The sequence below is a fragment of the Pseudomonas sp. A-RE-22 genome (assembly GCF_019956035.1).
GTDB lineage: Bacteria > Pseudomonadota > Gammaproteobacteria > Pseudomonadales > Pseudomonadaceae > Aquipseudomonas > Aquipseudomonas brassicacearum.
Window position 1 is genome coordinate 1 of record NZ_JAHBCZ010000060.1, and the last position, 24,138, is coordinate 24,138.

The window sequence follows — 24,138 nt, forward strand, 5'->3', positions numbered from 1 at the left end:
GTCGCGCCAAAAGCCACGGTGTCTTTGCCGGTGTAACGCTGCAACAGCAGCAGCCACGCGGCCTGCACCAGCGTGTTGACGGTGACTTTCGAGGCACGGGCGAAGGCTTCCAGGCGTCGGGTCAGCGCTTCGTCCAGGACCTGCACATGGTCGCCATAACCGGCGCTGGCCTGGGCCGGTGGTGCAATGACATCGGCCAGCCGCGTCGGGGCCTCCAAGCGTTGCAGCACAGGCGTCCAGAATGCCTCGCTGGCCGCGGCATCCTGGTGTTGCAGCCAGGCGATGTAGTCCCGGTAGCGGCTGCCCGATGCGACGACAGGTTGGCCGCTGTAGCGTTGCAGCACTTCGCCGAGCAACTGCGAGTTGCTCCAGCCGTCCATCAGGATGTGATGGTGGGTGTAGATCAGGTGGTAGCGCTGCTCGTCGAGGCGCACGATCACCAGTCGCAACAGGGCCGGCGCACCCAGGTGCAGTTGCTGGCGTTCGCCATCGGCCAGGGCCTGCAAGCTCTGATCGCGCTGTGGATCGGCCCGCAGGTCATGCAAGCTGTAAGGCAGCGCCAGGTGTTTACTGACCACCTGCACCGGCCCCGGCAAATCCCCCTGCCAGACGAACCGCGTGCGCAGGATGTCATGGGCGTCCACCGTTGCCTGCCAAGCCTGGCGGAAGCGTTCCGGATCCAGCCCCTCGACGTCCAGGCGCAGTTGGTTGATGTAATCGCCGCTGACGTCACCGTAGACCGCATGGAACAACATCCCCTGCTGCATCGGCGACAGCGGATACAGGTCGGCGATCTGCGCCGTCGCCACCGGCAGCCCATCCAGTTGCTGCTGGTCCAGGCTCGCCAGGGGGAAGTCCGACGGCGTCACAGCGCAATGCCCGTCGTCACAGCAATGCTCGATCAGCCCTTGCAGCTCACGGGCGTAATCGTCGGCCAGGGCCTGGACGGTGGCTTCGTTGAACACCTCGCGGCTGAAGGTCCAACCCAGGTTCAGCTCGCCGCCGAACACCTGCCCGTTCAGGGCCAGGACATTGGACAGCGGCGCCTCGGCGTTCAGCTCATCGCCGGCCGACTCGCTGGCCGGCACGAACAAGGCGCCGTCGGCCTCATTGAAACTGGCGTCGAACTGGCCCAGGTAGTTGAACGTCAGGCACGGTGTCGGCAGGCGCGCCAAAGTCCCCCGCACCGCGTCATCGCCCAGATGGGCCAGGACCCCAAAGCCCAGGCCCTTGTTCGGAATCGCCCGCAGTTGTTCCTTGATCTGCTTGAGGGAATGCCCCAGGTCCGCCACCGGCGTGAGCCTGGCCGGGTACAGGCTGGTGAACCAACCGACGGTGCGGGTCAGGTCCACGTCTTCGAACAAGGCTTCACGGCCATGGCCTTCGAGCTGGATCAGCGCGCTGTCGACGCCGGTCCAGCGCACCATGACCCGGGCCAATGCGGTGAGCAGCAGGTCATTGACCTGGGTGCGATAGGCCTTGGGCGCATCTTGCAGCAACTGGCGAGTCAGTGACGCATCGAGTCGGCTGCGCACGGTCAGCGCGAGACGGTTCTGCTGGCCTCCCTGTGGATTGTCCATCGGCAACCGCCCATCGACGCCATCGAGCTGCGCCTGCCAGTACGCCAGCTCTTCCTGCAACGGCGCGCTGCCGGCATAGCCTTGCAGGTGCTCGGCCCAGGCCCGTGCCGAAGTGGTTTTGGGCGGCAACTGCAAGGCCTGGTCGCTGGACAACTGACGGTAGGCGCTTTGCAGATCCTCGAACAGAATCCGCCACGACACGCCGTCCACCACCAGGTGGTGAATCACCAGCAACAGCCGCTGGCTGCCATCGGCCAGCGTCGCCAATACCGCGCGCAGCAGCGGCCCGTCTTGCAGGTCCAGGCTGCGTTGCGCTGCGTTGGCAAGGTTTGCCAGGGCCTGGGCATCTGGCACGTCCGCCAACCAGAGCAGGTCTTCGCCGTGGCTGGCTGGCGAACGGTAACGTGCCTGCCAACCCTCGCCAGCGTCGGTAAAGCTCAAACGCAGGCCATCGTGATGCACCACCAGCGCGTTCAAGGCGTGCTCCAGCACCCGCGCATCGAGTCCTTGTGTCGGCTTGAGCATCACCGCCTGGTTCCAATGCTGACGCTGCGCGATCGCCTGTTCGAAGAACAGCCGTTGTACCGGCAACAGCGCTAACTCACCGGTGACCGGCCCTTGATCGACGGCTTGGGTGGTTTCGCCCAGACGTGCCACCGCCGCCAGCGCCTCGATGGTCTGGTGCTGGAACAAGTCCTTGGGGGTGAAATGGATGCCGGCCTGACGTGCACGGCTGACCACCTGGATCGAGACGATGGAGTCACCGCCCAGTTCGAAGAAATTGTCCCGCAGGCCCACTTGCGCGAGCTTGAGCACATCCTGCCAGATCGACACCAGTTGCTGTTCCAGCGTGCTGCGCGGCGCCATGTAGGTTTGCTGCAATTGACTGACGTCAGGCTTGGGCAGGTTCTTGCGGTCGAGCTTGCCGTTGGGGGTCAGCGGCAGGCGTTCGAGCACTAGCAAGTAGGCCGGGACCATGTGCGCCGGCAACGTCGCCTTGAGTTGTCCACGCAGGTGCTCGGCGAAACCCTCCCGCACCGGTTCATCGGCCACCACATAGGCGACCAGGCGCTTGCCGCTGCCAGCGGCGCCTTCCTGGGCCACCACCACCGATTCACGCACGCTGTCCAGGGCTTGCAGGCTGGCTTCGACTTCACCCAGTTCGATGCGGAAGCCGCGGATCTTCACCTGGTTGTCGATACGGTCCAGGTAATCGAAAGTGCCATCGGCGCGTTGGCGCACCAGGTCGCCGGTGCGGTAGAGCAAGCCGCCGCTGCAGCTGAACGGGTCGGCGACAAAGCGCTCGGCGGTCAGGCCCGGACGCTTCAGGTAACCCCGCGCCAGCCCGGTGCCACCCAGGTACAGTTCGCCGGCCATGCCCTGGGGCAGCAGGTTCAAGTCGGCGTCGAGCACGTAGGCGCTGCGGTCGCCGATGCGGCTGCCGATGGGTGCATAGGCGGCGCCACAGGTCACGTCACGACCGGCTTTCCAGATCAATGGGGTGACCACGGTTTCGGTCGGGCCATAGCCGTTGATGATGAAGTCCGGATCGAGGGCGCGCTTGACCCGTTCGAAGCTGGCGTTGGGCACCGCATCGCCGCCGAAGCAGTAGATGCGCACCTTCGGCGGGTTGCCCTCGCGCTCGGCGTGCTCGGCCAGTTGTTGCAGGTACACCGGCGGGAACGCCACTACCGTCACGCCGTGCTCGCGCATCGCGTTGTAGGTCTGTTCCGGGGTCCACAGGCTGTCGTCGCGAATCAGCAGCGAAGCACCGTGGGTCAGGCTGGTGAGCCAGCGTTCATGGGCACCGTCGAAGGCGAACGACATGAAATGGAATTCGCAATCACTGTCGCGCATCTCGTAGCGCTCGCCGATGGCCTGGCAGTGCATCGCCAGCGGACCATGGGCCACGCTGACACCTTTGGGGTTGCCGGTGGAACCGGAGGTGTAGATGACATAGGCCAGGTTCTGCGGATCGATACGCACGGCTGGGGCGTTGCTCGGTTGCAGGCTCAGGTCCAGGCGATCGAGTTCCAGCAACTGGGCGGCGCCTGCCAGGGGCAACTGCGCCGACACTCGGGAGTCGGTGAGCAACAGCGCCAGCCCGGAATCTTCCATCAGGTACGCCAGGCGTTCGCGTGGGTAACTGGTGTCCAGCGGCACATAGGCCGCGCCAGCCTTGAGCACTGCCAGCAGCGCGACGATCACCCCTTCGCTGCGCGGCAGGGCCACACCAACGCGGGTTTCCGGCCCCACGCCACGGGCAATCAAGGCGTGGGCCAACTGGTTGGCGCGCCGGTCGATGTCGCCATAGCTGAAACGCTGGCCGTCGAAGATCACCGCCGTAGCCTGGGGCTTTTGCGCCGCCAGATGGGCGATGCGCTGATGCACGGCGATGTCGGTCGGGTACGGCTGCGCAAGGTTGGCGGCCTGTTGCCGGGCCTGTTCCTCGGCGCTGACCAGGGCGATTTGCCCCAGGTTGCGCACCGCCGACTCGGCGAAGCGTTCCAACAGCTGCAACAGATGCGCGCTGATGCCTTCGATGGCCGCAGGGCTGAAATGTGCCCGGTCAAAACTGTAGTGCAGCGCCAGGGTCTGGCCGAGGGTCACGGCCACGCTCAACGGGTAATGGGTTTGCTCCAGGTGAGTGACTTCGCCAAACACCGCGCCCTGCCCGGCACCTTCTGCCAGGGCCTGGGCAATCGGGTAGTTCTCGAACACCAGGATGTTGTCGAACAGCGCCTCGCCGCCCTGCCCGGCCCAGCGCTGGATGTCCGCCAATGGCGTGTGCTCGAATTCCCGCAAGCTGAGGTTCTGCGCCTGCACGGCTTGCAGCCAGGCACCGACCGACTGGTCCGGACGCGGCGCGGCGATCACCGGCAAGGTGTTGATGAACAGGCCAACCTGTTGCTCGATGCCCGGCAGATCCGCCGGACGCCCAGCCACGGTGGCACCGAAGGCGACGCTGTCATGGCCGGTGTAGCGTTGCAGCAGCAACAGCCACGCCGCTTGCACCAAGGTGTTGAGGGTGACTTTCTGTTGGCGGGCGAATTGTTCCAGGGCCTGGGTGCGAGAAGCGTCGAGGGTCTGGAAATGGTCGCCGTGGCCGCTGTGGATTTCGCCGACGGATATGACGCGCGCCAACCGTGTTGGCTCTTGCAGGGCTGCCAACTGGTCGGTCCAGAACGTCTCGCTCAGTTGAGCGTCCTGGCGTTGCAGCCAGGCGATGTAGTCGCGATAACGCCCGACATTGGCCTTGGGCAAGCGACCGCTGTAGCGCTGCAGGACTTCGCCGAGCAGTTGGGCGTTGCTCCAGCCGTCCATCAGGATGTGGTGATGGGTGTAGATCAGGTGCCAGCGCTCGGCCTCGGTCTGCACCAGCACCAGGCGCAGCAATGGCGCCTGGGTCAGATCGAAGCCCTGGCGGCGCTCGGCCTCGGCGCGCTCATTCAAGGCCTCGGCGAGGTGATCGCGCCCGCGCCAATCGAGGGCCGTGAACGGCAACTCGACTTGTCGACGGACGATCTGCAACGGCTGCTCAAGATCGCCCTGCCAGACAAAGCCGCTGCGCAAGATTTCGTGGGCGTCGAGGGTGGCCTGCCAGGCGTCAGCGAAGCGCTGGGCATCGATGCCCTGGACGTCCACCCGCAACTGGTTGATGTACTCCCCCGCCGCCTGCTCGTACAAAGTGTGGAACAGCAAGCCCTGCTGCATCTGTGACAGTGGATAAAGGTCGTCCAACTGCCCGGCGGGCACCGGCAGGCTGTCGAGTTGTGCCTGGCTGATGCGTGCCAGGGGAAAGTCCGATGGCGTGGCCTGCGGCGCTTCCAGCGCGCAGCAGTGTTCGATCAACGCACCCAGTTCGGCGAGGTAGTCAGCGGCCAGTGTCTCGATGGTCTGGTGCTTGAACATCCGCTCGCTGAAACCCCAGTTCAGGGACAGCTCACCGCCGTAGACCTGGCCTTCCACCGTCAACCAGTTCGCCAGCGGCGCCCGGGCATGTTGCGCCGCGCCACTGCCTTCGCTGGACGGCACGAACAGCGCGCCGTCGTCGAACTGCCGGTCGAACTGGCCCAGGTAGTTGAAGGTGATACGCGGTGCCGGCAAGGCCGCCAGTTCGGCACGCACTTCAGGTTTGCCCAGGTAGCGCAGCACGCCGTAGCCCAGGCCCTTGTCCGGGACGGCGCGCAGTTGTTCCTTGATGGCCTTGACCGAGGCACTCAACGCCGGCGCCGGGCTGAGGCTGACCGGGAACAGGCTGGTGAACCAACCGACGGTACGGGTCAAGTCAACGCCATCGAACAGGTCTTCGCGGCCATGGCCTTCGAGTTGGATCAGCGTGCTGCCCTGGCCGGTCCAGCGGCAGATCGTACGGGCCAGCGCGGTCAGCAGCAGGTCGTTGACCTGGGTGCGATAGGCCTTCGGCGCCTGCTGCAGCAGTTGACGGGTCTGTTCGGCGTCCAGGCGCACCTGGACCTTGCGCTCGTCACGGGCCTCCAGCAGCCGCTCGGGGTAATCACACGGCAAGCCGTTGCCCGCTGGCGCATTGCCCTGGGCGCGCCAGTAATCGAGGCTGTCCATGAAGCCATCGAGATGCCCGTGCAGGTGCGCGGCCCATTGCCCATAAGCGCTGGTTTTGGCCGGTACCTGGATCGCCTGACCGGCCTGCAATTGGCTGTAGAACTGTTGCAGATCGTCCAGCAAAACACGCCACGAAACACCGTCCACCACCAAGTGATGAATCGCCAGCAGCACGCGCTGGCTGCCATCGGCCATGTCCACCAGCAAGGCCCGCAGCAGCGGCCCGTCTTCCAGGTCGAGGCTGCGCTGGGCGTCGTCGCACAAGGCGTTGAGCTGTTCCACCGACGTCGCCTGGCGCTGCCACAACAGGCTGACCGCCGACGGCTCGGCATAGGCTTGCTGCCACTCTCCGTTCACTTGGATAAAGCGCAGGCGCAGGCTGTCGTGGTGCTCAGTCAAACGGGCCAGGGCCGATCCCAATGCCACGACGTCGAGGCGCTCGCCAGGCACCAGCAACAGCGACTGGTTCCAGTGTTGCCGCTCGGGAATGTCGCGCTCGAAGAACCAATGCTGCACCGGCGTCAACGGCACCGCGCCGCGCGCCAGGCCCTGATCGATCCCATGACTGTCACCCTGGCGCGCTACCAGTGCCAGGCTGCGCAGGGTCTGGTGTTGAAACAGCGATTTGGGATTGAGCACGATCCCGGCCTGCCGCGCACGGCTGACCACTTGCATGGAGACGATGGAGTCGCCGCCCAGCTCGAAGAAGTTGTCTTCCAGGCCGATGCTGTCGAGGTTCAGCACGTCCTGCCAGATCGCCGCGAGGGCTTTTTCCAGCGGACTGCTGGGCGCGACAAATTCGCGTTGCTGCTCGCTGCCATCAATGGCCGGCAATGCCTTGCGGTCGAGTTTGCCGTTGGGGGTCAGCGGCAGTTGCTCGAGGAACACCAGGTAGGCCGGCACCATGTAATCCGGCAGGTGTTCGCGCAGCGCGGCCTTGAGGGTTTCGCGCACTTGCACCTGGGCCTCGACCTGGGTCAGCACCGTGGCGTCGCTCGGGACGATGAAGGCCACCAGTTGCTGGCCGTGTTCGCCGTCCTGGGCCAGCACCGCCAGTTCGCGCACCTTGGGTTGTTGCAGCAGCCGCGCTTCGATTTCCCCCAGTTCGATACGGAAGCCGCGGATCTTTACCTGATGGTCGATACGGCCGACGTACTGCAAATTGCCGTTGGCCTGATAACGGGTCAGGTCACCGGTGCGGTACAGGCGTTCGCCGGTTGTGGAGAACGGGTTGGGCACGTATTTTTCGGCGGTCATCGCCGCGCGGCCGAGGTAACCACGGGTGATGCCCGCGCCGCTCAGGTACAGCTCCGCCGAGACGCCTTGGGGCACTGGTTGCAGGTCGGCGTCGAGCAGGTAGCTGGCGGTGTGCTTCAGGGGCCGGCCGATGTTCGCCGTGCCGCCGGCGGTGCGGCGGGTCCAGGTGGAATAGGTGGTGTCCTCGGATGGACCGTAGAGGTCGTAGACATGCGCTATCCCTTGTGGGAGCGAGCTTGCTCGCGATGGCGCCCTTTCAGTTAGCCGATCATTGATTGACCCACCACTATCGCGAGCAAGCTCGCTCCCACAGTTGGCATCTGCGTACAGACTGTCGACCAGGCTTTGCTTCAGTGGCTCTCCAGCCAGGTTGATGATGCGCACACTGGCCGGGATCTCATCGCTGCGTAGCAACGCGGCAATCGCCGAGGGCACGGTGTTGATCAGCCGCACCTGATCCCGGGCCGGCAGTTGCGGCAATTCCAGGGCATTGCGCGCGATGATCAGCGAACCGCCGTTGGCCAGGGTCACGAACAACTCCCACACCGACAGATCGAAGCACACCGACGTGGAGGCGAGTACACCCTGGATGTCATCGCGGCTGTAGACGGATTTGGACCAGTCGATCAGCGCCAGCACGTTGCGATGGGCAATTGCCACGCCCTTGGGCTTGCCGGTGGAGCCGGAGGTGTAGATGACGTAGGCGAGGTTGTCTGGCGTGACGCTGCTGTGCGGTGCGCTCAATGGATAGCGTGAAAGATCGAGCTGGTCGAGCATCAGTACTTCGGTTTCAGCCGGCACACTCAGCGTCGCCGCCACCGCTTGCTCAGTCAGCAACACCCGCGCACAACTGTCGTCGAGCATGTAGGCCACGCGCTCAACCGGGTAATCCGGGTCCAGCGGCACGTAGGCGCCACCGGCCTTGAGCACTGCCAGCAAAGCGATCAGCAGGTGTTCGGAGCGCGGCATCGCCACGCCGACGCGCACTTCCGGGCCTACACCCAGTTCGATGAGTTTATGGGCCAGGCGATTGGCGCGACCGTCGAGCTCGCTGTAGCTCAGTTGGGTGTTGGCGAAGGTCACCGCCAAGGCATCTGGCATGGCTTCAACTTGACGAGCAATCATCTGGTGGATGCACAGCCCTTGGTCGAACAGCGCGTCCACAGGGTTCCAGTCATGGATCAGGCGTTGGTACTCATCAGCTTCAAGCAACGGCAACTCAGCGACGAGCGCGCGGCTGTCGGCAACCATGCCTTGCAGCAGTCGCGTCCAGTGCCGGGCCATGCGCTCGACCGTGGCGGCGTCGAACAGATCGTTGGCATAGGTCAGCGCCGCGTGCAGCTTGCCGGCCTTTTCCCAGGTGTCGAGGGTCAGGTCGAACTGCGTGGTGCGGCTCTGCCATTCCAGCATCGACAACTCCAGCCCCGAGGCCGTGCGAATACTGGCGATGTCGGCCACTTGCGGCTGGTGGTTGTACATCACCTGGAACAGCGGCGTGTGGCTGAGGCTGCGCTCCAGTTTCAGGGCTTCCACCAACCGTTCGAACGGCAGGTCCTGATGGGCCTGGGCGCCGAGGGCCGCTTCCTTGACCGTGCGCAACAACTCATCGACACGGGTCTGGCCGCCGAGCTCGGTGCGCAATACCTGGGTGTTGACGAAGAAACCGATCAGCCCTTCGGTTTCCGCGCGGTTGCGGTTGGCGATGGGCACGCCGACGCGGATATCGGTGTGGCCAGTGTAGCGATGCAACAGTACGTTGAACGCGCCGAGCAGGAGCATGAACAGGGTGATGTTGTGCTGCTGGGCGGTGGTGCGCAGTTGCTCAGCTAGCGCCGGCTCCACGGCAAATTCAAAACGCGTGCCGCGATAGCTGGGCATCGCCGGGCGCGGGTGATCGATGGGCAGTTCCAGCACGGGGTGTTCATCGCCCAGTTGCGCCTGCCAATACGCCAGTTGACGCGCCTGCTCACCGGCCTCCAGCCAGCGCCGCTGCCACAGGGCATAGTCGCTGTACTGGATCGGCAAGTCGGCCAGTTGCGGCGCCACGCCCGCTTCATGGGCGTCGTAGCAGCGGATGAACTCGTCGATCAGCACATTCATCGACCAGCCATCGGAGACGATGTGGTGCAAGGTCAGCAGCAGCACATGTTCCTGTTCATCGAGCGTGAGCAATTCGACCCGCAGCAAAGGGCCGCTGGACAAGTCGAAGGGCCGCATCGATTGTGCTTCGGCGGCCCGGCGCACCGCCTGCTCGCGTTCGGCAGCCGGCAAGGCACTGAAGTCCTTGCGCCCGATCGCCAGTGCCGTGCTGGAGGGCACTTGCAGGAGGCTGTCGTCGGCCTGGCGCTGGAACACCGTGCGCAGGGTTTCATGCCGGGCCACCAGGCTGGCGAAAGCTTGCTCCAGCGCCGGCAGGCTCAACGCGCCCTTGAGCCGCACCGCTCCCGGCAGGTTGTAGGCGCCACTGCCCGGCTCCAGTTGCCAGAGAAACCACATGCGCTGCTGGGCATAGGACAAGGCCTGGCGATCCTCGTCCTCGACGCCCTGGGGGATGGGAAAACCGCTGAACTCCACGCCCTCCTTGTCCAGCGCGACCAGGAACATCCGGCGCTTTTCCAGGGGCAACCCGATAAACCGGCGAGCAAGTTTCAAGGCGTCTTCAGCATTCATTTCTGGGATATCCGGAATCAGTGGGCACAAGGCACAAAGGCAAGTCGTCCCTATAAAACGAATGCAGACCGGAAAAATTAGCGTTTGAGAATTTGTGTCAGGAAGAGAGGTTCTGATCGTTCCCACGCTCTGCGTGGGAACGCATCCGGTGACGCTCTGCGTCACACAGAGGACGCAGAGCGTCCGGGGCGGCATTCCCACGCAGGAACGTGGGAACGATCGTCACGGGCTCAGTGGATCAGGCGCTGATGGCCAACCCATGCCGCCTATGATGCACGCTCAACTGATCCTTGATCAGCCGCAGCACCTTGGCCTCGTGCTCATGAATGAAGAAGTGCCCACCGGCCAGCATGTCCACCGAAAAGCTGCCCGTGGTTTCCTGGCGCCAGCCAATCAGTTGCTCCGTGGTGGCCTTGTCGGTGGTGCCGCCGAGCACATGCACCGGGCAGTTGAGCGGTGGTCGCAGCCGCGGCTGGAAACGTCCGCACAGCAGGAAGTCGGCCCGCAGGACCGGCAAGGTCAGGGCCATCAGCTCTTCATTGGCCAATATCTCTTCGCTGGTGCCGTTGAGGGTGCGCAGTTGCTCGATCAGTTCAGCGTCGGTTTTCGGCTCGGCGAAACCGCGGTCATAGTCGGCGCGCATCGTCGGCGCTGCGGTGCCGGACGCAAACAGCGCCACCGGTTCCGGGCAGCCGAGCTCACGCAGGGCATGGCCGATCTCGCAGGCCAGCAGCGCGCCCAGGCTGTGACCGAACAAGGCGTAAGGGGCCTGGAGCGTCGCGGACAATTCCCGCGCCAGTTGCATCGCCAACAGCCCCATGTCGGTGTGCAGCGGCTCGTCGAAGCGCGCCCCGCGCCCCGGCAGTTCCACCGGCTGCACGTGCAGCCATTGCGGCAACTTGCGCCGCCAGCGGCTGTACACCATCGCGCTGGCGCCGGAATAAGGCAGGCACAGCAGGGTCAGTTGGGTCACTGCGGTTTTCTCCGATCGGTCGTGTAAAGAAGATAACGAAATCGTAACCCACCGATTTAGTCAAAACCGTGACGTTCGCTACGAGATGACAGCACCTTGTGGGAGCAAGGCTTGCCCGCGATGAACGATAACGCGGTTCATCTTCCCACCCGACCTTATACTGGCGATACCTCGAACACTGCACCACACAGGAGAACGCCATGGGCTGGTCCGCCAAGCAATACGTCGCCTTCGAACAGGAACGCACCCGTCCGTCCCGAGACCTGCTCGCCGCCATTCCTCCCACCCAGGCCGGCTCGGTGATCGACCTGGGTTGCGGCCCGGGCAATTCCACCGAGCTGCTGGTGGAACATTTCAACAGCGCCACGGTGCGCGGCCTGGACAGTTCCAGCGACATGGTCGACGCCGCACGCAAACGCCTGCCCGCCGTGGCGTTCGACACCGCCGACATCGGCCAATGGGATGAACCCGGGCCGTTCGACGTGATCTTCGCCAACGCCGTGCTGCAATGGCTGCCCGACCACGCCACCCTGCTGCCCTCGCTGGTGGGCAAACTCGCCCCCGGTGGCAGCCTGGCGATCCAGATGCCCGACACCCTGCACCAGCCCTCCCACCGCCTGATGCGGGAAATCGCAGCAAGCGGGCCTTGGGCCAGCCAACTGGCCGGGGCGGCTGATTCTCGGACCGAGGTGGAGGACGCCAGCACCTATTACGCGATCCTCAAACCCCACTGCAGCCGCGTCGATGTGTGGCGCACCACCTACCATCACCCCCTGGCCGGTGGCGCCGCAGGCGTGGTGGAATGGTTCAAGGGCAGCGGCTTGCGGCCGTTTCTCGACCCGCTGGATGAGACGCAACGCGAGCAGTATCTGGCGCAGTACCTCAAGGCGATCGAACAGGCTTATCCCACCCTGGAGGATGGAACGGTGCTGCTGCCGTTTCCCCGGGTGTTCATGGTCGCGACGCGCTAGGGCGACGGTCGATGACGCGGCGACGGGGCCTAAATTTCTGCTCCAGGCCCTCGTTACCTGCTAAGACCAAAAACCCGCAAGAGTGACCGCCGTGGACCTGCAAACCATCCTGGGCAAGCTGTTCGCCAATGCCGGCGCCGTAGGTATCGAAGGCGTCTTCCAATTCGTGTTCGGCCCGCACCAGGCCTACTGGTCCGAGGTCAAGGCCAGCAGTCGCACCCAGGCCGGCCGCCACAGCAGCCCCGACGTCACCATCGAGGTGGCGGAAAAGGACTTCCTCGGGATCATGGCGGGCCTGGCCAATGTCGAGGAACTGTTCGCCAGCGGGCGCCTGAAGATTGGCGGCAACATGGGCCTGGCGACGCTGCTGCCGCAGATCATCGACCATGCCCGACATGGCGGTGGCGTGGTGGAAAAGGTCGACATGAACAAGCGCTACCCCACCCCGTCGCGCTTCAGCGAAAAACTCACCGCCAGCCTGCCGACCCAACGCAGGGTGGAGCGTCGTCCCCGCAGCGAGCTGTCGGTACAGGAGTTTCAAGCGCGCTATCTGCCCCACGGCATTCCGCTGGTCATCAGCGATGCCTTGCAGGACTGGCCATTGTTCAAGCTCAGCCGCGAAGAATCCCTGGTGCATTTTGCCGAGCTGCAAGGCATCACCCGCCACGGCGACTACGTGAAGAAGACCTTCTCCACCGAGCGGGATTTCCGCTCCACGTCCATGGCCGACTTCATCGCCTCCCTCGACAGCCCGGCGACCAAGGGCGCCGACGGCGAACCACCGGCCTACATGGGCAACAACATCCTGCCGGCGCAACTGATGGAGCAGATCAAGTACCCGCCCTACTTCGACGCCTCACTGTTCATCCCACCGCGCATCTGGATCGGCCCCAAGGGCACCCTGACGCCGCTGCATCGCGACGACACCGACAACCTGTTCGCCCAGGTCTGGGGCCAGAAAACCTTCACCCTCGCCGCGCCTCACCACCGCGAAGCCCTGGGCACCTGGTCCACTGCGCCCCAAGGCGGGTTGGACGGCTGTGATTTCAACCCGGACGCGCCGGACTACCAACGCTTCCCCCACGCCCGCGACGTGACCTTCATGCGCGTGACATTGGAGGCTGGGGATTTGCTGTTTTTGCCGGAAGGTTGGTTCCATCAGGTGGAGTCGGTGTCTACGTCGTTGTCGGTGAATTTCTGGGTGAATTCGGGTCGGGGTTGGTAACAGCCGGTCTGAAGCAACATTCTTTGTGGCGGGGTAATTGTGGGAGCAAGGCTTGCCCGCGACGAAGGCAATGCGGTCTTTCAGAAATCGAGTCGCCTGTTTCGCGAGCAAGCTATGCTCCCACAGTCCCCTTGCCACAGGTTTGTGTTTGAATCTGGAATATGAAGACCGCTTCACCCAAATGAACTCTGCACGCCTCACGCCAGTCAGCAGGTAAGGCCCTCAATTCAAGGTGCTAGACCATGCAGATATCCCTCGCCCGACAGGTTGCCCTGGTCACCGGCGCCAGCTCCGGCATTGGCGCAGGCGCGGCCAGGGCGTTGGCAGATGCGGGTGCCGCGGTGGTACTCAACTACCACTCCAGCGCCGGCCCGGCCGAAGCGCTGGCCCGTGAAATCAACGCCACCGGCGGCCGCGCCATCGCCGTCGGGGCCGATGTGTCGAAGGAGCCGGACGTCGAACGGCTGTTCGCCCAGACCCTCGAAGCGTTTGGCGCGCTGGACATCCTGGTCGCCAACTCCGGCCTGCAAAAAGACGCCGCCACCGTCGACATGACCCTGGAAGACTGGAACACCGTGATCGGCACCAACCTCACCGGCCAGTTCCTCTGTGCTCGCGCCGCGCTGCGAATTTTCACCCGCCAGGGCATTCGCCGGGGCGTGTCCCGGGCCGCTGGCAAGATCATTCACATGAGTTCGGTGCACCAGCGCATTCCCTGGGCGGGCCACGCCAATTACGCTGCGTCCAAGGGCGGGGTCGATCTGCTGATGCAGAGTCTGGCCCAGGAAACCAGCCACCAGCGCATCCGCATCAACAGCATCGCCCCCGGCGCCATCCGCACGGCCATCAACCAGGATGCCACCGAGGGCGAGCAGGGACAGAAACTGCTGGAGCTGATTCCTTTCGGTCGCGTCGGCGATGTGGAGGACGTCGCCAACGCGGTGGTCTGGCTGGCCTCGGACTTGTCCGATTATGTGGTGGGCACCACGCTGTTCATCGATGGCGGGATGAGCCTTTATCCGGGGTTTCGCGGCAATGGCTGATCATGACGAACCGCAAAGCCCCATCGAGAACCACGGCATCATCGGCGACATGCGCAGCGCCGCGCTGATCAACGACCGAGGCAGCGTCGATTTTTTCTGCTGGCCGGAATTCGACAGCCCATCGATCTTCTGTTCGCTGCTGGATACGCCCGAAGCGGGGATTTTCCAACTGGCCCCGGACCTGCCGAATGCCCGTCGCCAGCAGATCTACCTGCCCGACACCAACGTGCTGCAAACCCGCTGGCTGAGCGACGGCGCCGTGGTGGAAGTCACCGACCTGCTGCCCATCGGTGACAGCGAGGATGATTTACCGGTGCTGATGCGCAAGGTGCACATGACCGTCGGCAGCGCGACGTTTCGCATGCGCTGCGCCGTGCGGCATGACTACGCCCGGGCCGCCACCACGGCGCGCCAGGACGCTGCCCACATCTGTTTCGAGGCGCCGGGACAACCGAGCCTGCGCTTATGCTCCGATCAGCCCATGACGCTGGACGGCAATGCGGCGGTGGCCGAGTTCACCCTGACGCAGGGCCAGAGCGCCGAGTTCCTGCTGGGTGGCATTGACGATCCGCGCCTTCAGGACGATGTCAGCGCGATCTGCCTGGAACGCACCCTGGCGTTCTGGCGCGGCTGGATCGCTCAGTCCACCTACCGGGGACGCTGGCGGGAAACGGTCAACCGTTCGGCCCTGGCGCTGAAGCTGCTGACCTCGCGCAAACACGGCGCCATCCTCGCCGCCGCCACCTTCGGCCTGCCGGAAACCCGCGGCGGCGAGCGCAACTGGGATTACCGCTACACCTGGATCCGCGACGCCTCGTTCACCGTCTACGCGTTCATGCGCCTGGGCTTCGTCGAAGAAGCCAACGCCTACATGCGCTGGCTGCGTGGCCGGGTCAGCGACTGCCGTGACCAGCCGATCAAACTCAACATCCTCTACGGCCTGGACGGCAGGCTGGAACTGCCCGAAACCGAGCTGCCGCACCTGAGTGGCTTCGGCAACGCCCGACCGGTACGCATCGGCAACCTGGCCTACAAACAGGTGCAGTTGGACATTTTCGGCGAGCTGATGGACGCGGTGTACCTGGTCAACAAATACGGCGAAGCCATCTCCCATCAAGGCTGGAAACACACCGTCGACGTGGTCGACCAAGTGTGCAAGGTCTGGCAGGACAAGGATGTGGGGATCTGGGAAATGCGCGGCGACAAACAGCATTTCCTGCATTCGCGACTGATGTGCTGGGTCGCCGTGGATCGCGCCATCCGCCTGGCCGAAAAACGCTCCCTGCCCGCCCCGTTCGCCCGCTGGGACGAGACGCGCCAGGCCATCTACCAGGACATCTGGACAAACTTCTGGAACGACGAACACCAGCACTTCATCCAGCGCCTGGGCAGCACCGCCCTGGACGGCTCGATGCTGTTGATGCCGCTGGTGCGCTTCGTCAGCGCCCGCGACCCGCGCTGGCTCTCGACGCTCGACGCCATCGAAAAAAACCTGGTGCGCGACGGCATGGTCTATCGCTACCGCAACGACGATAGCCCCATCGACGGCCTCAGCGGCATCGAAGGCTCATTCGCGGCCTGCTCATTCTGGTACGTCGAATGCCTGGCCCGCGCCGGCCGCGTGGAAAAAGCCCAGCTGGAATTCGAACAACTGCTGCGCTACGCCAACCCGCTGGGGCTGTACGCCGAAGAATTCGACAGCCACGGCTACCACCTGGGCAACACTCCCCAAGCCCTGACCCTCCTGGCGCTGATCAGCGCGGCGAGCTTCCTGGATCGCAAGTTGAGCGGGGAGAAAACTCATTGGCAGCCGTGAACCGGGCTGCCCTTCAGACTGAGCACAGTCCCTGTGGCGAGGGAGCTTGCTCCCGCTGGGTTTGTGATCGTTCCCACGCTCCCACGTGGGAACGCCGCCAGGGACGCTCCGCGTTCCGCTCTGGAGGGTGACGCAGAGCGTCACGGGATGCATTCCCACGCAGAGCGTGGGAACGATCATGGTGTACTGGCTATTGTGTCGACTCAGCCAGTTCGAGGTCATCCAGCGCACGATTGGCCAACAACTTGGCCAGCTCGATCAACTGCTGAATCCCCAGCGCAACATGCCGCACCAGTGTGATGAGGGAATTTATCCCGCTGGGCTGCCCCCTGTAGGAGCTGCCGAAGGCTGCGATCTTTTGATCTTTCACTTGAGACTCAAGGGGCTGGGGAAAGATCGCAGCCTCGTTGCACTCGACAGCTCCTACACAACTCCTACGGCCCCATTTATCACCACGCCCCGTTAAGAAGTTGCCAGCCCCCCAAACCCCTCCTAAGATCGATGCTCTCACGGGTGCAGCGGAGCTGCCCGATAAAAACCCGACTCAAGGATCTGACATGACCCATATCAAACGCCCCATCACCACCCCACCCCGAACAGGCCTGACCCGCGAAGACCTCTGGGAGGGCCAGGACCGGGGCCTGATCAAATGCTGGGAAATCGGCCGCGACCGCGGGGTGAAGTTTCCCGAACTGGCGCAACGCTGCCTGGCCGGTGAATTGCCTGTGCTGGGCTGGAAAGGTGGCGTCAGCCGCAGCCTGAAGAAAAACGAAAAATTCGGCTGCCTCAAGTACCTCGCCCAATGGCAGGGCCTGCGCGGTGAAGACCTGGACATCGACCTGACCCAGGAGCGCACCCTCACCTGTTCCAGCACGAACATGATCGTGACGTTTACGCCGGATCGGGCCAAATACGTGAACCAGGAACCCGCCTGATCGCAATCGGGCAATGCCGGAGGCCAACATGAACCTCGATCCCAAGGTCAACTTCGCCGTGACGCCGCTGTTACGCATCGCCTACGAAGAACACGGTCCCGCCAGCGGCGAACCCATCATCCTGCTGCACGGTTTTCCTTACGATCCCAGGGCTTTCGATGAAGTCGCGCCCGCCCTGGCCGAGCGTGGATACTGGGTCATCGTGCCCTACCTGCGCGGCTACGGCCCGACCCGGTTCAACAATCCGGCCATCTTGCGCTCCGGCCAGCAAGCGGCACTGGCCCAGGACCTGCTGGACCTGATGCACGTACTCTCCATCCCTCAAGCGACGCTGTGCGGCTACGATTGGGGCGGTCGGGCGGCGTGTATCGTCGCGGCGCTGTGGCCCGAGCGAGTTCGCTGTCTGGTGACGGGCGACGGCTACAACCTGCAGAACATCCCACGTTCCAAGCAGCCGCTGGACCCGGAAACCGAACATCGCCTGTGGTACCAGTACTATTTCCACACGGCGCGGGGTGTCGAGGGCCTGACCCGGAACCGACGTGAACTGTGTGAATTGCTCTGGCGCCTGTGGTCACCGACCTGGAAACGTGGCGCCGAACTGTATCCCCTCAGTGCTGCGTCGTTCGACAACCCGGACTTCGTCGACGTGGTGATCCACTCCTACCGTCATCGCTTCATGTACGCGCCGGGCGACCCGACGCTGGAGTGGATGGAGGAACGGCTGGCGGCACAACCGGCCATCAGCGTGCCGAGCATTTCCCTGTGCGGTGCCGACGACGGCGTGGGGCCAGCGCCGGAACACGATGAAGACGCCGAACACTTCACAGGTTTTTATGAGCGCCGCGTGCTGGCCGGTGTCGGCCACAACATCCCACAGGAAGCCCCCGAGGCCACGCTCAAGGCATTGCTGGAACTACTTGAGGGCTGACGGCGAACCGCTCGCGATAGGCCTGTGGCGTCACCCCCATGGCCCGCAAAAAGCTGCGGCGCAAGGTTTCCTCACTGCCGAAGCCACACTGCACCGCCACCCGCTTGATCGACACAGCGGTGTCGGACAACAAGCGGCGAGCGGTTTCCACGCGAATCAACTCCACCGCCCGCGCCGGAGTCTGGCCGGTGTCGGCGCGGTAGTGCCGCACAAAGCTGCGTTCGCTCATGCCGACCTTGGCGGCCAGGCTCGACAGGCCCAGGTCACGGGTGAGGTTTTCGGCGATCCAGGCATGCAGGTCATCAAACCGACTGCCTTGCTTTTGCAGCGACAACGTCACGCTGAACTGCGATTGCCCGCCGGGACGCTTGAGGAACACCACCAGGTGCCGGGCGACCTCCAGCGCCACCGCGCGGCCCAGGTCCTCCTCCACCAGCGCCAAGGCCAGGTCGATGCCGGCCGTGACCCCGGCCGAGGTCCAGACCGGGCCATCGTTGATGAAAATCGGGTTGGGTTCGACCCGCAATTGCGGATGCTGCTCGGCCAGTTGTTCGCAGCGGGTCCAGTGCGTCACCACGCGCCGCCCGTCCAGCCAACCGCTGGCGGCCAGCAGGAACGCCCCGGTGCACACCGACGCCACCCTTCGCGAACGCAGGCCGTGCTCTTTGACCCAGGCCACCAGCGCCGGATCCTTCGCCGCTTCGTACACGCCCCAGCCACCGGCGATCAACAGCGTGTCGCTGCCTTCGCTCGGCAGCGGCTCGGCTAACAGCGCCAACCCTGCCGAGGACATTACCGCCCCGCCCCCCACAGCGATGACCGTGGGCGTGTAGGGCAACGGCAGGCCTTGCTGGCGAGCCAGGTCGTTGGCCGAGGCAAACACTTGCAAAGGCCCGGTGACATCCAGCACTTGCACGTTGGCGAAGGCCAGCACATGAACGGTTTTCGGTGGATTGGGCATATTGGCGTGATTCGTGGGTTTATTGGCGTATACGCCAGAGCCTACGGATCTAAAGTAAAACCGTCCACCCCTCGGGCATCATCCAAAGGAGCACGCGACATGACGCTGCAGATCGGTTTGCTGTTATTCCCCCAAGTCCAGCAGTTGGACCTGACCGGCCCTTATGACGTACTGGCCTCGTTGCCAGACGTGAAGGTCCACCTGATCTGGAAGGACCTGGCGCCGGTCACTGCCAGCACCGGGCTGGTGTTGTTGCCCACCACCACGTTCGAGGACTGCCCGAAGCTCGACGTGATCTGCGTCCCCGGCGGGACCGGCGTCGGGCCTCTGATGGAAGACGAGCAAACGCTGGCCTTCATCAAGCGGCAGGCCGCCGAGGCGAAATACATCACGTCCGTGTGCACCGGTTCGCTGGTGCTCGGTGCGGCGGGTCTGTTGCAAGGCAAGCGCGCCACCACCCATTGGGCCTATCACAGCCTGCTGCAAACCCTGGGCGCGACACCGGTCAAGGATCGCGTAGTCCGCGATGGCAACCTGCTCACCGGTGGCGGCATCACGGCCGGGATCGATTTTGCCCTGACCCTGGCCGCCGAACTGTTCGACCAGGACACCGCCGAACTGGTCCAACTGCAGCTCGAATACGCCCCTGCCCCGCCGTTCAACGCCGGCAGCCCGGACACTGCACCAACGCGCGTCCTGGAAGAAGCCCACCGGCGTACCGCAGAATCGTTCCGGGTCCGCTCGCAGATCGCCCAACGTGCTGCGGCGCGGTTGGAACTGGTGTAACGCTAAGTCCCAACCAGGCATGACTGTGCTGTGCTGTGGGAGCAAAGCTTGCTCGCGAAACAGGCGCCTCGATTTCTAAAAGACCGCATCGCCTCTATCGCGGGCAAGCCTTGCTCCCACCCAGCCACCCGTGGATTCATCACCCTTCCTGGCAATACAACACCATCCCCGCGTGATACAGCACCCCCTCACGAAAATCCCCATCGGCGGTGAAACCGGTGTCGTCGTGGTATTCGATATGGTCGTCCTGCAACCAGTAGTCGCCCTGGTACGCACTCTCACGCAAACCCCGCGCTTCGTCATAGCGTCCGCCCGGCAGCAGCCGATGGCGAATCACGCCATCAGCCGTCACCCACAGGCCGACAAATTTGTCCTGGTCTCCAAAGGCCTTTCTCATGGGACATCTCCTGTCAGGTAAAACGCGGTTCAAAACGGGCTGGCGGTGGGGCGCACGATCAGTTCGCTGACGTCCACATCCGCCGGTTGTTCGATGGCGTAGGCGATCGCCCGGGCGATGGCTTCGGCCGGAATGGAGATCCTGCGGAACTCGCGCATTTCGGCACGTCCACCTTCATCGGAAATGCTCTCGGCCAGTTCCGATTCGGTCACGCCAGGGGAAATCACCGTCACGCGCACATCTCCCCCGACTTCCTGGCGCAAGCCCTCGGAAATCGCCCGCACGGCAAACTTGGTGGCGCAATACACGGCGGCAGTCGGGCTGACGGCGTAGGCGCCGATGGACGCGATGTTGATGAACTGGCCGCTGCGCTGGCGCTGCATCAGCGGCAAGCCGGCGGCGATGCCGTGGAGCACGCCACGGATGTTGACGTCGATCATGCGGTCCCACTCCTCGACTTTCAGCGCCTCGAGCTTGGAGAGCGGCATGACCCCGGCATTGTTGATGATCACGTCGACCCGACCGAACCGCTCGACAGCAAAGTCGATCAGGTGCTGGACATCGTCGCGGCGGGTCACGTCCACCGCTTTGCAGACCGCTTGCTGGCCGGCGGTTTCGAGTTCCTGCACCAGCGTTTGCAAACGATCGATGCGCCGGGCGCCAAGCACGACACGGGCACCGCGAGCCGCGAGCAACCGCGCCGCCGCTTCACCAATCCCGCTGCTGGCGCCGGTGATGACCACTACTTTGTTTTGAATATCTGACATGATGGTTTCCTCGTCTGGATGTGTTGGCCCCGGTGGGAGCGTTTTGACAGGTCCAGATTAGGGAACCGACCGAGGTCGGGGTTAGCCGGATCCTCCTGCGCACTTGCACGATGCTGTGGCGATAAAGCCGACTCTGGCCGACAGCCGTGCAATCGGCTTTACTAGCGCGGTCCACTCAATTTGGCCTGGGAGATTGATCGGCATGTCGGTATCCACGTCCATCCACATCGCGCCAGACGACGGCGTCAGCCAGCGCCGCACCGAATTAGCGAGCCTGATGAAGCGCTTTGCGCCGGAATATGGCGTCCACCCTACGGCCATCGAGGCCTTGCACCTGATCCGTAGCGACCAGCCGACCGAAGCCCTGCACACCGTGCACAAGCCTGGTTTATGCGTGATTATCGAGGGGCGCAAGGAAGTGCGCCTGGCGGACGAATGCTACGTGTATGACCCGCTCAATTACCTGGTCGTCTCGGTGACCCTGCCGCTGGCCGGCCAGGTGATTGAAGCCAGTCCTGAACGCCCCTACTTGTGCATCCGCCTCGACATCGACCCGGCACAGATCTGCCGCCTGATGGCCGACGCCAGCCCTATCGGCGTGCCGGCCGAAAGAACCGGACGCGGGTTGTTCCTGGACCGTATCGATGCGCCATTGCTCGACGCGGTGTTGCGCTTGCTGCGACTGTTGGACAGTCCGGACGATATCGCCACCCTCGCGCCTTTGGCCCAACAGGAGATTTTCTACCGACTGCTGCGTGGCGCCCAAGGCCAGCGCTTGCACGAAATCGCCATTCCTGACACCCAGACCCATCGCATCAGCCGTGCCATCGAGTGGCTCAATACCCATTACGCCGAACCGTTTAGCATCGACAGCCTGGCACAAATGATCAATCTCAGCCCTTCGGCGCTGCATCACCGCTTCAAAGCCGTGACCGCCATGAGCCCGCTGCAATATCAGAAACAACTGCGCCTACAGGAAGCCCGACGGTTGCTGTTGGCGGAGAACAGCGACGTTTCGTCAATTGGCTACAAGATGGGGTATGAAAGCCCTTCGCAGTTCAGCCGTGAATACAGCCGTCTATTTGGCGCCTCCCCGAGCAAGGATATCGCTCGTTTGCGCGCCCAGGCGCTGCAAGCCAGTAGCGCCTGATCCTGCACACAAACAGGATCAGGCAAAACCAGGGCAGTATCCGTCTAACGCCCGCCCCCGCCTCGCCCCTAATCTGAACCCATGCAGCAAGACAACCATCGCCGCTGCAACGGGTTCAGCAGATCACGACATCTGAACGACCCGGCACTCAACCCTTGATATGACCGGAGTCTTTACCATGAAAACGCTCAATACCTTGATCGCCGTTACCACCTTCGCCCTGAGCGCCAGTGCGTTTGCCTTGCCGAGCCAGCAGCAGGACCGTTTCTTTACCCAGGCTAGCGATTACCAGCAGCCTGTGGCCGCTGATGGTGCGGACCGGACGCCTGGGGGCCAGGCTCTCGCTGCCGATGGTTCCGACCGCACCATGACCCGGCAGTTGGCATGATCAGGCCACTTTTTCACAGACGAAAAAAAACCCGCCTAGGCGGGTTTTTTGAGGACCAATTTGACTTCCTGTCCGGCATTCCATGCCTGGTCCAATCATCCATGACCCCGAGCACTCCCTGTACCCAGTGGATGAACATAGATTAGGCCCATCGGCATCTTGGAAAAAGACGAGAAAGCAGCAACGGCGTGTAAGCGTTTCGCTATAGGACCTTCCCGGATTTTTTGCGGGCGAAAAAAAACCCGCCGAAGCGGGTTTTTCCAAGACCATTACGACTCCCTGTCGATAGCTTTCCTTGCAAGGTCGATCGTCCCTGATCCTGAGCACTTCCTGTGCTTCAGTGGATGAGTCCAGATTACGCCTCGGATCCAAAACGAAATAGACGACATAGCTACCATCTCGTGTAAGACATTCGCTATACCGCTCCCCTCCGAAAACCCTTAGCCCCTCAGCAGCCCCCGATCAAGACTTGCTCAGGAAGGCTTCAATATTGGCCATTTGCTCGTCCCAGCCACGGCTGTCCATGCGAAAAGCCTTGAGCCGGCGAGCCTCGGGAATGTTGTTGAAACCCGACTCCACGACTTTGAGCAAGGTACCGCCATCCATGTCTTCGAGTTCGAATAGCACCCGGGTTTCGGACTCTTGAGAGTAATCCACCTGCGGCTCGACAGCGTAAGGATGCCAGCGAAACGAGAACACCCGCTCAGGCTCCACCCGCTCCACGGCTACGTCCCAGATGAGATGCTCGTAACCTGGATAAGTGATTTGCCCCTGGGTACGCTCCCCTGCCACAAACCGTTTCCCCTCAAGGGCGACACCGAACCATTGGCCGAAAGCTTCGGCATTGGCCAGGGCTCGCCAGACGTGAGAGCGCGGAGCCTTGAGCAGGATCTTTCTTTCAATGCGGTCGGATGAATGCATGAGTCACCTCCTGTGTTTCAACAGTAGGCTTGTAAGACCACAAGGCCAACCAGAAAGTTGTATCAGGATCACCTTCTCTAAAACTCTATGGAGCGATGTAAACTCACCCGGCGTTTTCACCCTCCTCAAGGAGAGACCAAACATGTCCCCGCGCTTGCTTCTGGCCCTGATGCCGCTGCTTTTCGTCACCGCTGCTCAGGCCGACGACTGTGCCGACGCCACCACTCAAGGCGAAATGAACCAATGTGCAGCCAAAGAAAACAAGGCCGCCGACAACGAGCTGAACAGCTTGTACAAGCAGATCACGGCACGCCTGAAGGACAATCCGGAGGCCAAGCAGATGCTGGTCAAGGCGCAGCGTGCCTGGATAGGCTTCCGTGACGCCGAATGCAATTTCTCCGCCTCCGGGGTCGAGGGCGGTAGCGTCTACCCGCTGATCTACAGCAACTGCATCACCACCCAGACTAAGGCCCGGGTCGAGGCATTCAAGAACTATCTCAAGTGCAAGGAAGGGGATCTGAGCTGCCCTGTACCCGAGGCTTAAGGGCCGGATGCAAAAAAGGACGACCTCTACAGGTCATCCTTTTTTGGCCAACGATTTTTATTTCAGGCAAAAACAAAACCCCTACCTGCGTCAGCAGATAGGGGTTTCGGAATTTAATCTTGACGATGACCTACTCTCACATGGGGAAACCCCACACTACCATCGGCGATGCATCGTTTCACTGCTGAGTTCGGGATGGGATCAGGTGGTTCCAATGCTCTATGGTCGTCAAGAAATTCGGG

General features: G+C 63.2%; 16 protein-coding genes, 1 rRNA gene and 1 pseudogene. 10 read left to right on the forward strand and 8 right to left on the reverse strand.

Annotated features, from left to right (window positions below):
- Together KGA89_RS25000 and KGA89_RS25005 are read right to left on the reverse strand one after the other, a co-directional pair.
- Window positions 1-10,088, reverse strand: a 10,088-nt coding sequence (locus tag KGA89_RS25000) for a non-ribosomal peptide synthetase (protein WP_223472772.1), incomplete at its 3' end; no start/stop codon positions are given.
- A gap of 238 nt (window positions 10,089-10,326) precedes the next feature.
- Window positions 10,327-11,061, reverse strand: a complete 735-nt coding sequence (locus KGA89_RS25005) for a thioesterase II family protein (RefSeq protein ID WP_003203977.1) — start codon at window positions 11,059-11,061, stop codon at window positions 10,327-10,329.
- 200 nt (window positions 11,062-11,261) lie between these two features.
- Here KGA89_RS25005 and tam point away from each other — a divergent pair, with 200 nt between their 5' ends.
- The 4 genes from tam to KGA89_RS25025 all read left to right on the forward strand — a co-directional run bounded on the left by tam (window position 11,262) and on the right by KGA89_RS25025 (window position 16,116).
- Window positions 11,262-12,032 (forward strand): trans-aconitate 2-methyltransferase, encoded by a 771-nt coding sequence (tam, locus tag KGA89_RS25010; protein ID WP_223472773.1) that lies wholly within the window; start codon window positions 11,262-11,264, stop codon window positions 12,030-12,032.
- A 91-nt stretch (window positions 12,033-12,123) separates the two neighbouring features.
- The gene (locus KGA89_RS25015; RefSeq protein ID WP_223472774.1) at window positions 12,124-13,257 is read left to right on the forward strand and encodes a cupin-like domain-containing protein; all 1,134 of its coding nucleotides are present in this window, start codon (window positions 12,124-12,126) and stop codon (window positions 13,255-13,257) included.
- 242 nt (window positions 13,258-13,499) lie between these two features.
- Window positions 13,500-14,300, forward strand: coding sequence for an SDR family oxidoreductase (locus tag KGA89_RS25020; RefSeq protein ID WP_223472775.1), 801 nt, complete (start codon window positions 13,500-13,502; stop codon window positions 14,298-14,300).
- Entirely contained in the window at window positions 14,293-16,116 is a 1,824-nt protein-coding gene (locus KGA89_RS25025; RefSeq protein WP_223472776.1) for a glycoside hydrolase family 15 protein, read from the forward strand. The genes KGA89_RS25020 and KGA89_RS25025 overlap by 8 nt, the downstream gene beginning before the upstream one ends.
- Window positions 16,117-16,306: 190 nt before the next feature.
- Here KGA89_RS25025 and KGA89_RS30895 read toward each other — a convergent pair.
- Window positions 16,307-16,405 (reverse strand): annotated as a pseudogene (locus tag KGA89_RS30895) (DUF6124 family protein); the annotation flags it as partial.
- Window positions 16,406-16,673: 268 nt separating this feature from the next.
- On the opposite strand from KGA89_RS30895, the gene KGA89_RS25035 reads away from it, so the two are divergent.
- Both KGA89_RS25035 and KGA89_RS25040 read left to right on the forward strand, forming a co-directional pair.
- Window positions 16,674-17,051, forward strand: a complete 378-nt coding sequence (locus tag KGA89_RS25035; protein WP_013693946.1) for a hypothetical protein — start codon at window positions 16,674-16,676, stop codon at window positions 17,049-17,051.
- Window positions 17,052-17,079: 28 nt separating this feature from the next.
- A complete protein-coding gene (locus KGA89_RS25040; RefSeq protein ID WP_223472777.1) occupies window positions 17,080-17,982 on the forward strand; it encodes an alpha/beta fold hydrolase in 903 nt (300 codons plus the stop codon).
- On the opposite strand, the gene KGA89_RS25045 is transcribed toward KGA89_RS25040, so the two are convergent.
- Entirely contained in the window at window positions 17,951-18,943 is a 993-nt protein-coding gene (locus KGA89_RS25045; RefSeq protein WP_223472778.1) for a GlxA family transcriptional regulator, read from the reverse strand. The two genes, KGA89_RS25040 and KGA89_RS25045, sit on opposite strands and share 32 nt — an antisense overlap.
- A gap of 99 nt (window positions 18,944-19,042) precedes the next feature.
- Here KGA89_RS25045 and inhA point away from each other — a divergent pair, with 99 nt between their 5' ends.
- Window positions 19,043-19,729, forward strand: coding sequence for an isonitrile hydratase (inhA, locus tag KGA89_RS25050; RefSeq protein WP_003203995.1), 687 nt, complete (start codon window positions 19,043-19,045; stop codon window positions 19,727-19,729).
- A gap of 139 nt (window positions 19,730-19,868) precedes the next feature.
- Here the strand turns inward: inhA and KGA89_RS25055 are convergent, their stop codons facing one another.
- Together KGA89_RS25055 and KGA89_RS25060 are read right to left on the reverse strand one after the other, a co-directional pair.
- Window positions 19,869-20,126 carry an Atu4866 domain-containing protein gene (locus tag KGA89_RS25055; protein ID WP_003203997.1) on the reverse strand — a complete coding sequence of 86 codons (258 nt, stop codon included), beginning with the start codon at window positions 20,124-20,126 and terminating at the stop codon, window positions 19,869-19,871.
- A 29-nt stretch (window positions 20,127-20,155) separates the two neighbouring features.
- Window positions 20,156-20,893, reverse strand: coding sequence for an SDR family oxidoreductase (locus KGA89_RS25060; protein WP_223472779.1), 738 nt, complete (start codon window positions 20,891-20,893; stop codon window positions 20,156-20,158).
- A gap of 202 nt (window positions 20,894-21,095) precedes the next feature.
- Between KGA89_RS25060 and KGA89_RS25065 the strand changes: the two genes are divergently transcribed.
- Window positions 21,096-22,043 (forward strand): AraC family transcriptional regulator, encoded by a 948-nt coding sequence (locus tag KGA89_RS25065; protein WP_223472780.1) that lies wholly within the window; start codon window positions 21,096-21,098, stop codon window positions 22,041-22,043.
- 178 nt (window positions 22,044-22,221) lie between these two features.
- Window positions 22,222-22,431 (forward strand): hypothetical protein, encoded by a 210-nt coding sequence (locus KGA89_RS25070; protein WP_223472781.1) that lies wholly within the window; start codon window positions 22,222-22,224, stop codon window positions 22,429-22,431.
- 462 nt (window positions 22,432-22,893) lie between these two features.
- On the opposite strand, the gene KGA89_RS25075 is transcribed toward KGA89_RS25070, so the two are convergent.
- Window positions 22,894-23,352 carry an SRPBCC family protein gene (locus tag KGA89_RS25075; RefSeq protein ID WP_003204010.1) on the reverse strand — a complete coding sequence of 153 codons (459 nt, stop codon included), beginning with the start codon at window positions 23,350-23,352 and terminating at the stop codon, window positions 22,894-22,896.
- A gap of 142 nt (window positions 23,353-23,494) precedes the next feature.
- Here KGA89_RS25075 and KGA89_RS25080 point away from each other — a divergent pair, with 142 nt between their 5' ends.
- Window positions 23,495-23,896, forward strand: coding sequence for a lysozyme inhibitor LprI family protein (locus KGA89_RS25080; protein ID WP_013693948.1), 402 nt, complete (start codon window positions 23,495-23,497; stop codon window positions 23,894-23,896).
- A 117-nt stretch (window positions 23,897-24,013) separates the two neighbouring features.
- Here KGA89_RS25080 and rrf read toward each other — a convergent pair.
- Window positions 24,014-24,129: ribosomal RNA gene (gene rrf / locus KGA89_RS25085) — 5S ribosomal RNA — on the reverse strand.
- Window positions 24,130-24,138: the final 9 nt, after the last annotated feature.

What these genes read in the sequence shown, in the direction of transcription:
- tam (WP_223472773.1), top strand. Translation starts at nt 11,262, where the DNA reads ATGGGCTGGTCCGCCAAGCAATACGTCGCCTTCGAACAGGAACGCACC.
- KGA89_RS25020 (WP_223472775.1), top strand. Translation starts at nt 13,500, where the DNA reads ATGCAGATATCCCTCGCCCGACAGGTTGCCCTGGTCACCGGCGCCAGC.
- KGA89_RS25025 (WP_223472776.1), top strand. Translation starts at nt 14,293, where the DNA reads ATGGCTGATCATGACGAACCGCAAAGCCCCATCGAGAACCACGGCATC.
- KGA89_RS25035 (WP_013693946.1), top strand. Translation starts at nt 16,674, where the DNA reads ATGACCCATATCAAACGCCCCATCACCACCCCACCCCGAACAGGCCTG.
- KGA89_RS25040 (WP_223472777.1), top strand. Translation starts at nt 17,080, where the DNA reads ATGAACCTCGATCCCAAGGTCAACTTCGCCGTGACGCCGCTGTTACGC.
- KGA89_RS25045 (WP_223472778.1), bottom strand. Translation starts at nt 18,943, where the DNA reads ATGCCCAATCCACCGAAAACCGTTCATGTGCTGGCCTTCGCCAACGTG.
- inhA (WP_003203995.1), top strand. Translation starts at nt 19,043, where the DNA reads ATGACGCTGCAGATCGGTTTGCTGTTATTCCCCCAAGTCCAGCAGTTG.
- KGA89_RS25055 (WP_003203997.1), bottom strand. Translation starts at nt 20,126, where the DNA reads ATGAGAAAGGCCTTTGGAGACCAGGACAAATTTGTCGGCCTGTGGGTG.
- KGA89_RS25060 (WP_223472779.1), bottom strand. Translation starts at nt 20,893, where the DNA reads ATGTCAGATATTCAAAACAAAGTAGTGGTCATCACCGGCGCCAGCAGC.
- KGA89_RS25065 (WP_223472780.1), top strand. Translation starts at nt 21,096, where the DNA reads ATGTCGGTATCCACGTCCATCCACATCGCGCCAGACGACGGCGTCAGC.
- KGA89_RS25070 (WP_223472781.1), top strand. Translation starts at nt 22,222, where the DNA reads ATGAAAACGCTCAATACCTTGATCGCCGTTACCACCTTCGCCCTGAGC.
- KGA89_RS25075 (WP_003204010.1), bottom strand. Translation starts at nt 23,352, where the DNA reads ATGCATTCATCCGACCGCATTGAAAGAAAGATCCTGCTCAAGGCTCCG.
- KGA89_RS25080 (WP_013693948.1), top strand. Translation starts at nt 23,495, where the DNA reads ATGTCCCCGCGCTTGCTTCTGGCCCTGATGCCGCTGCTTTTCGTCACC.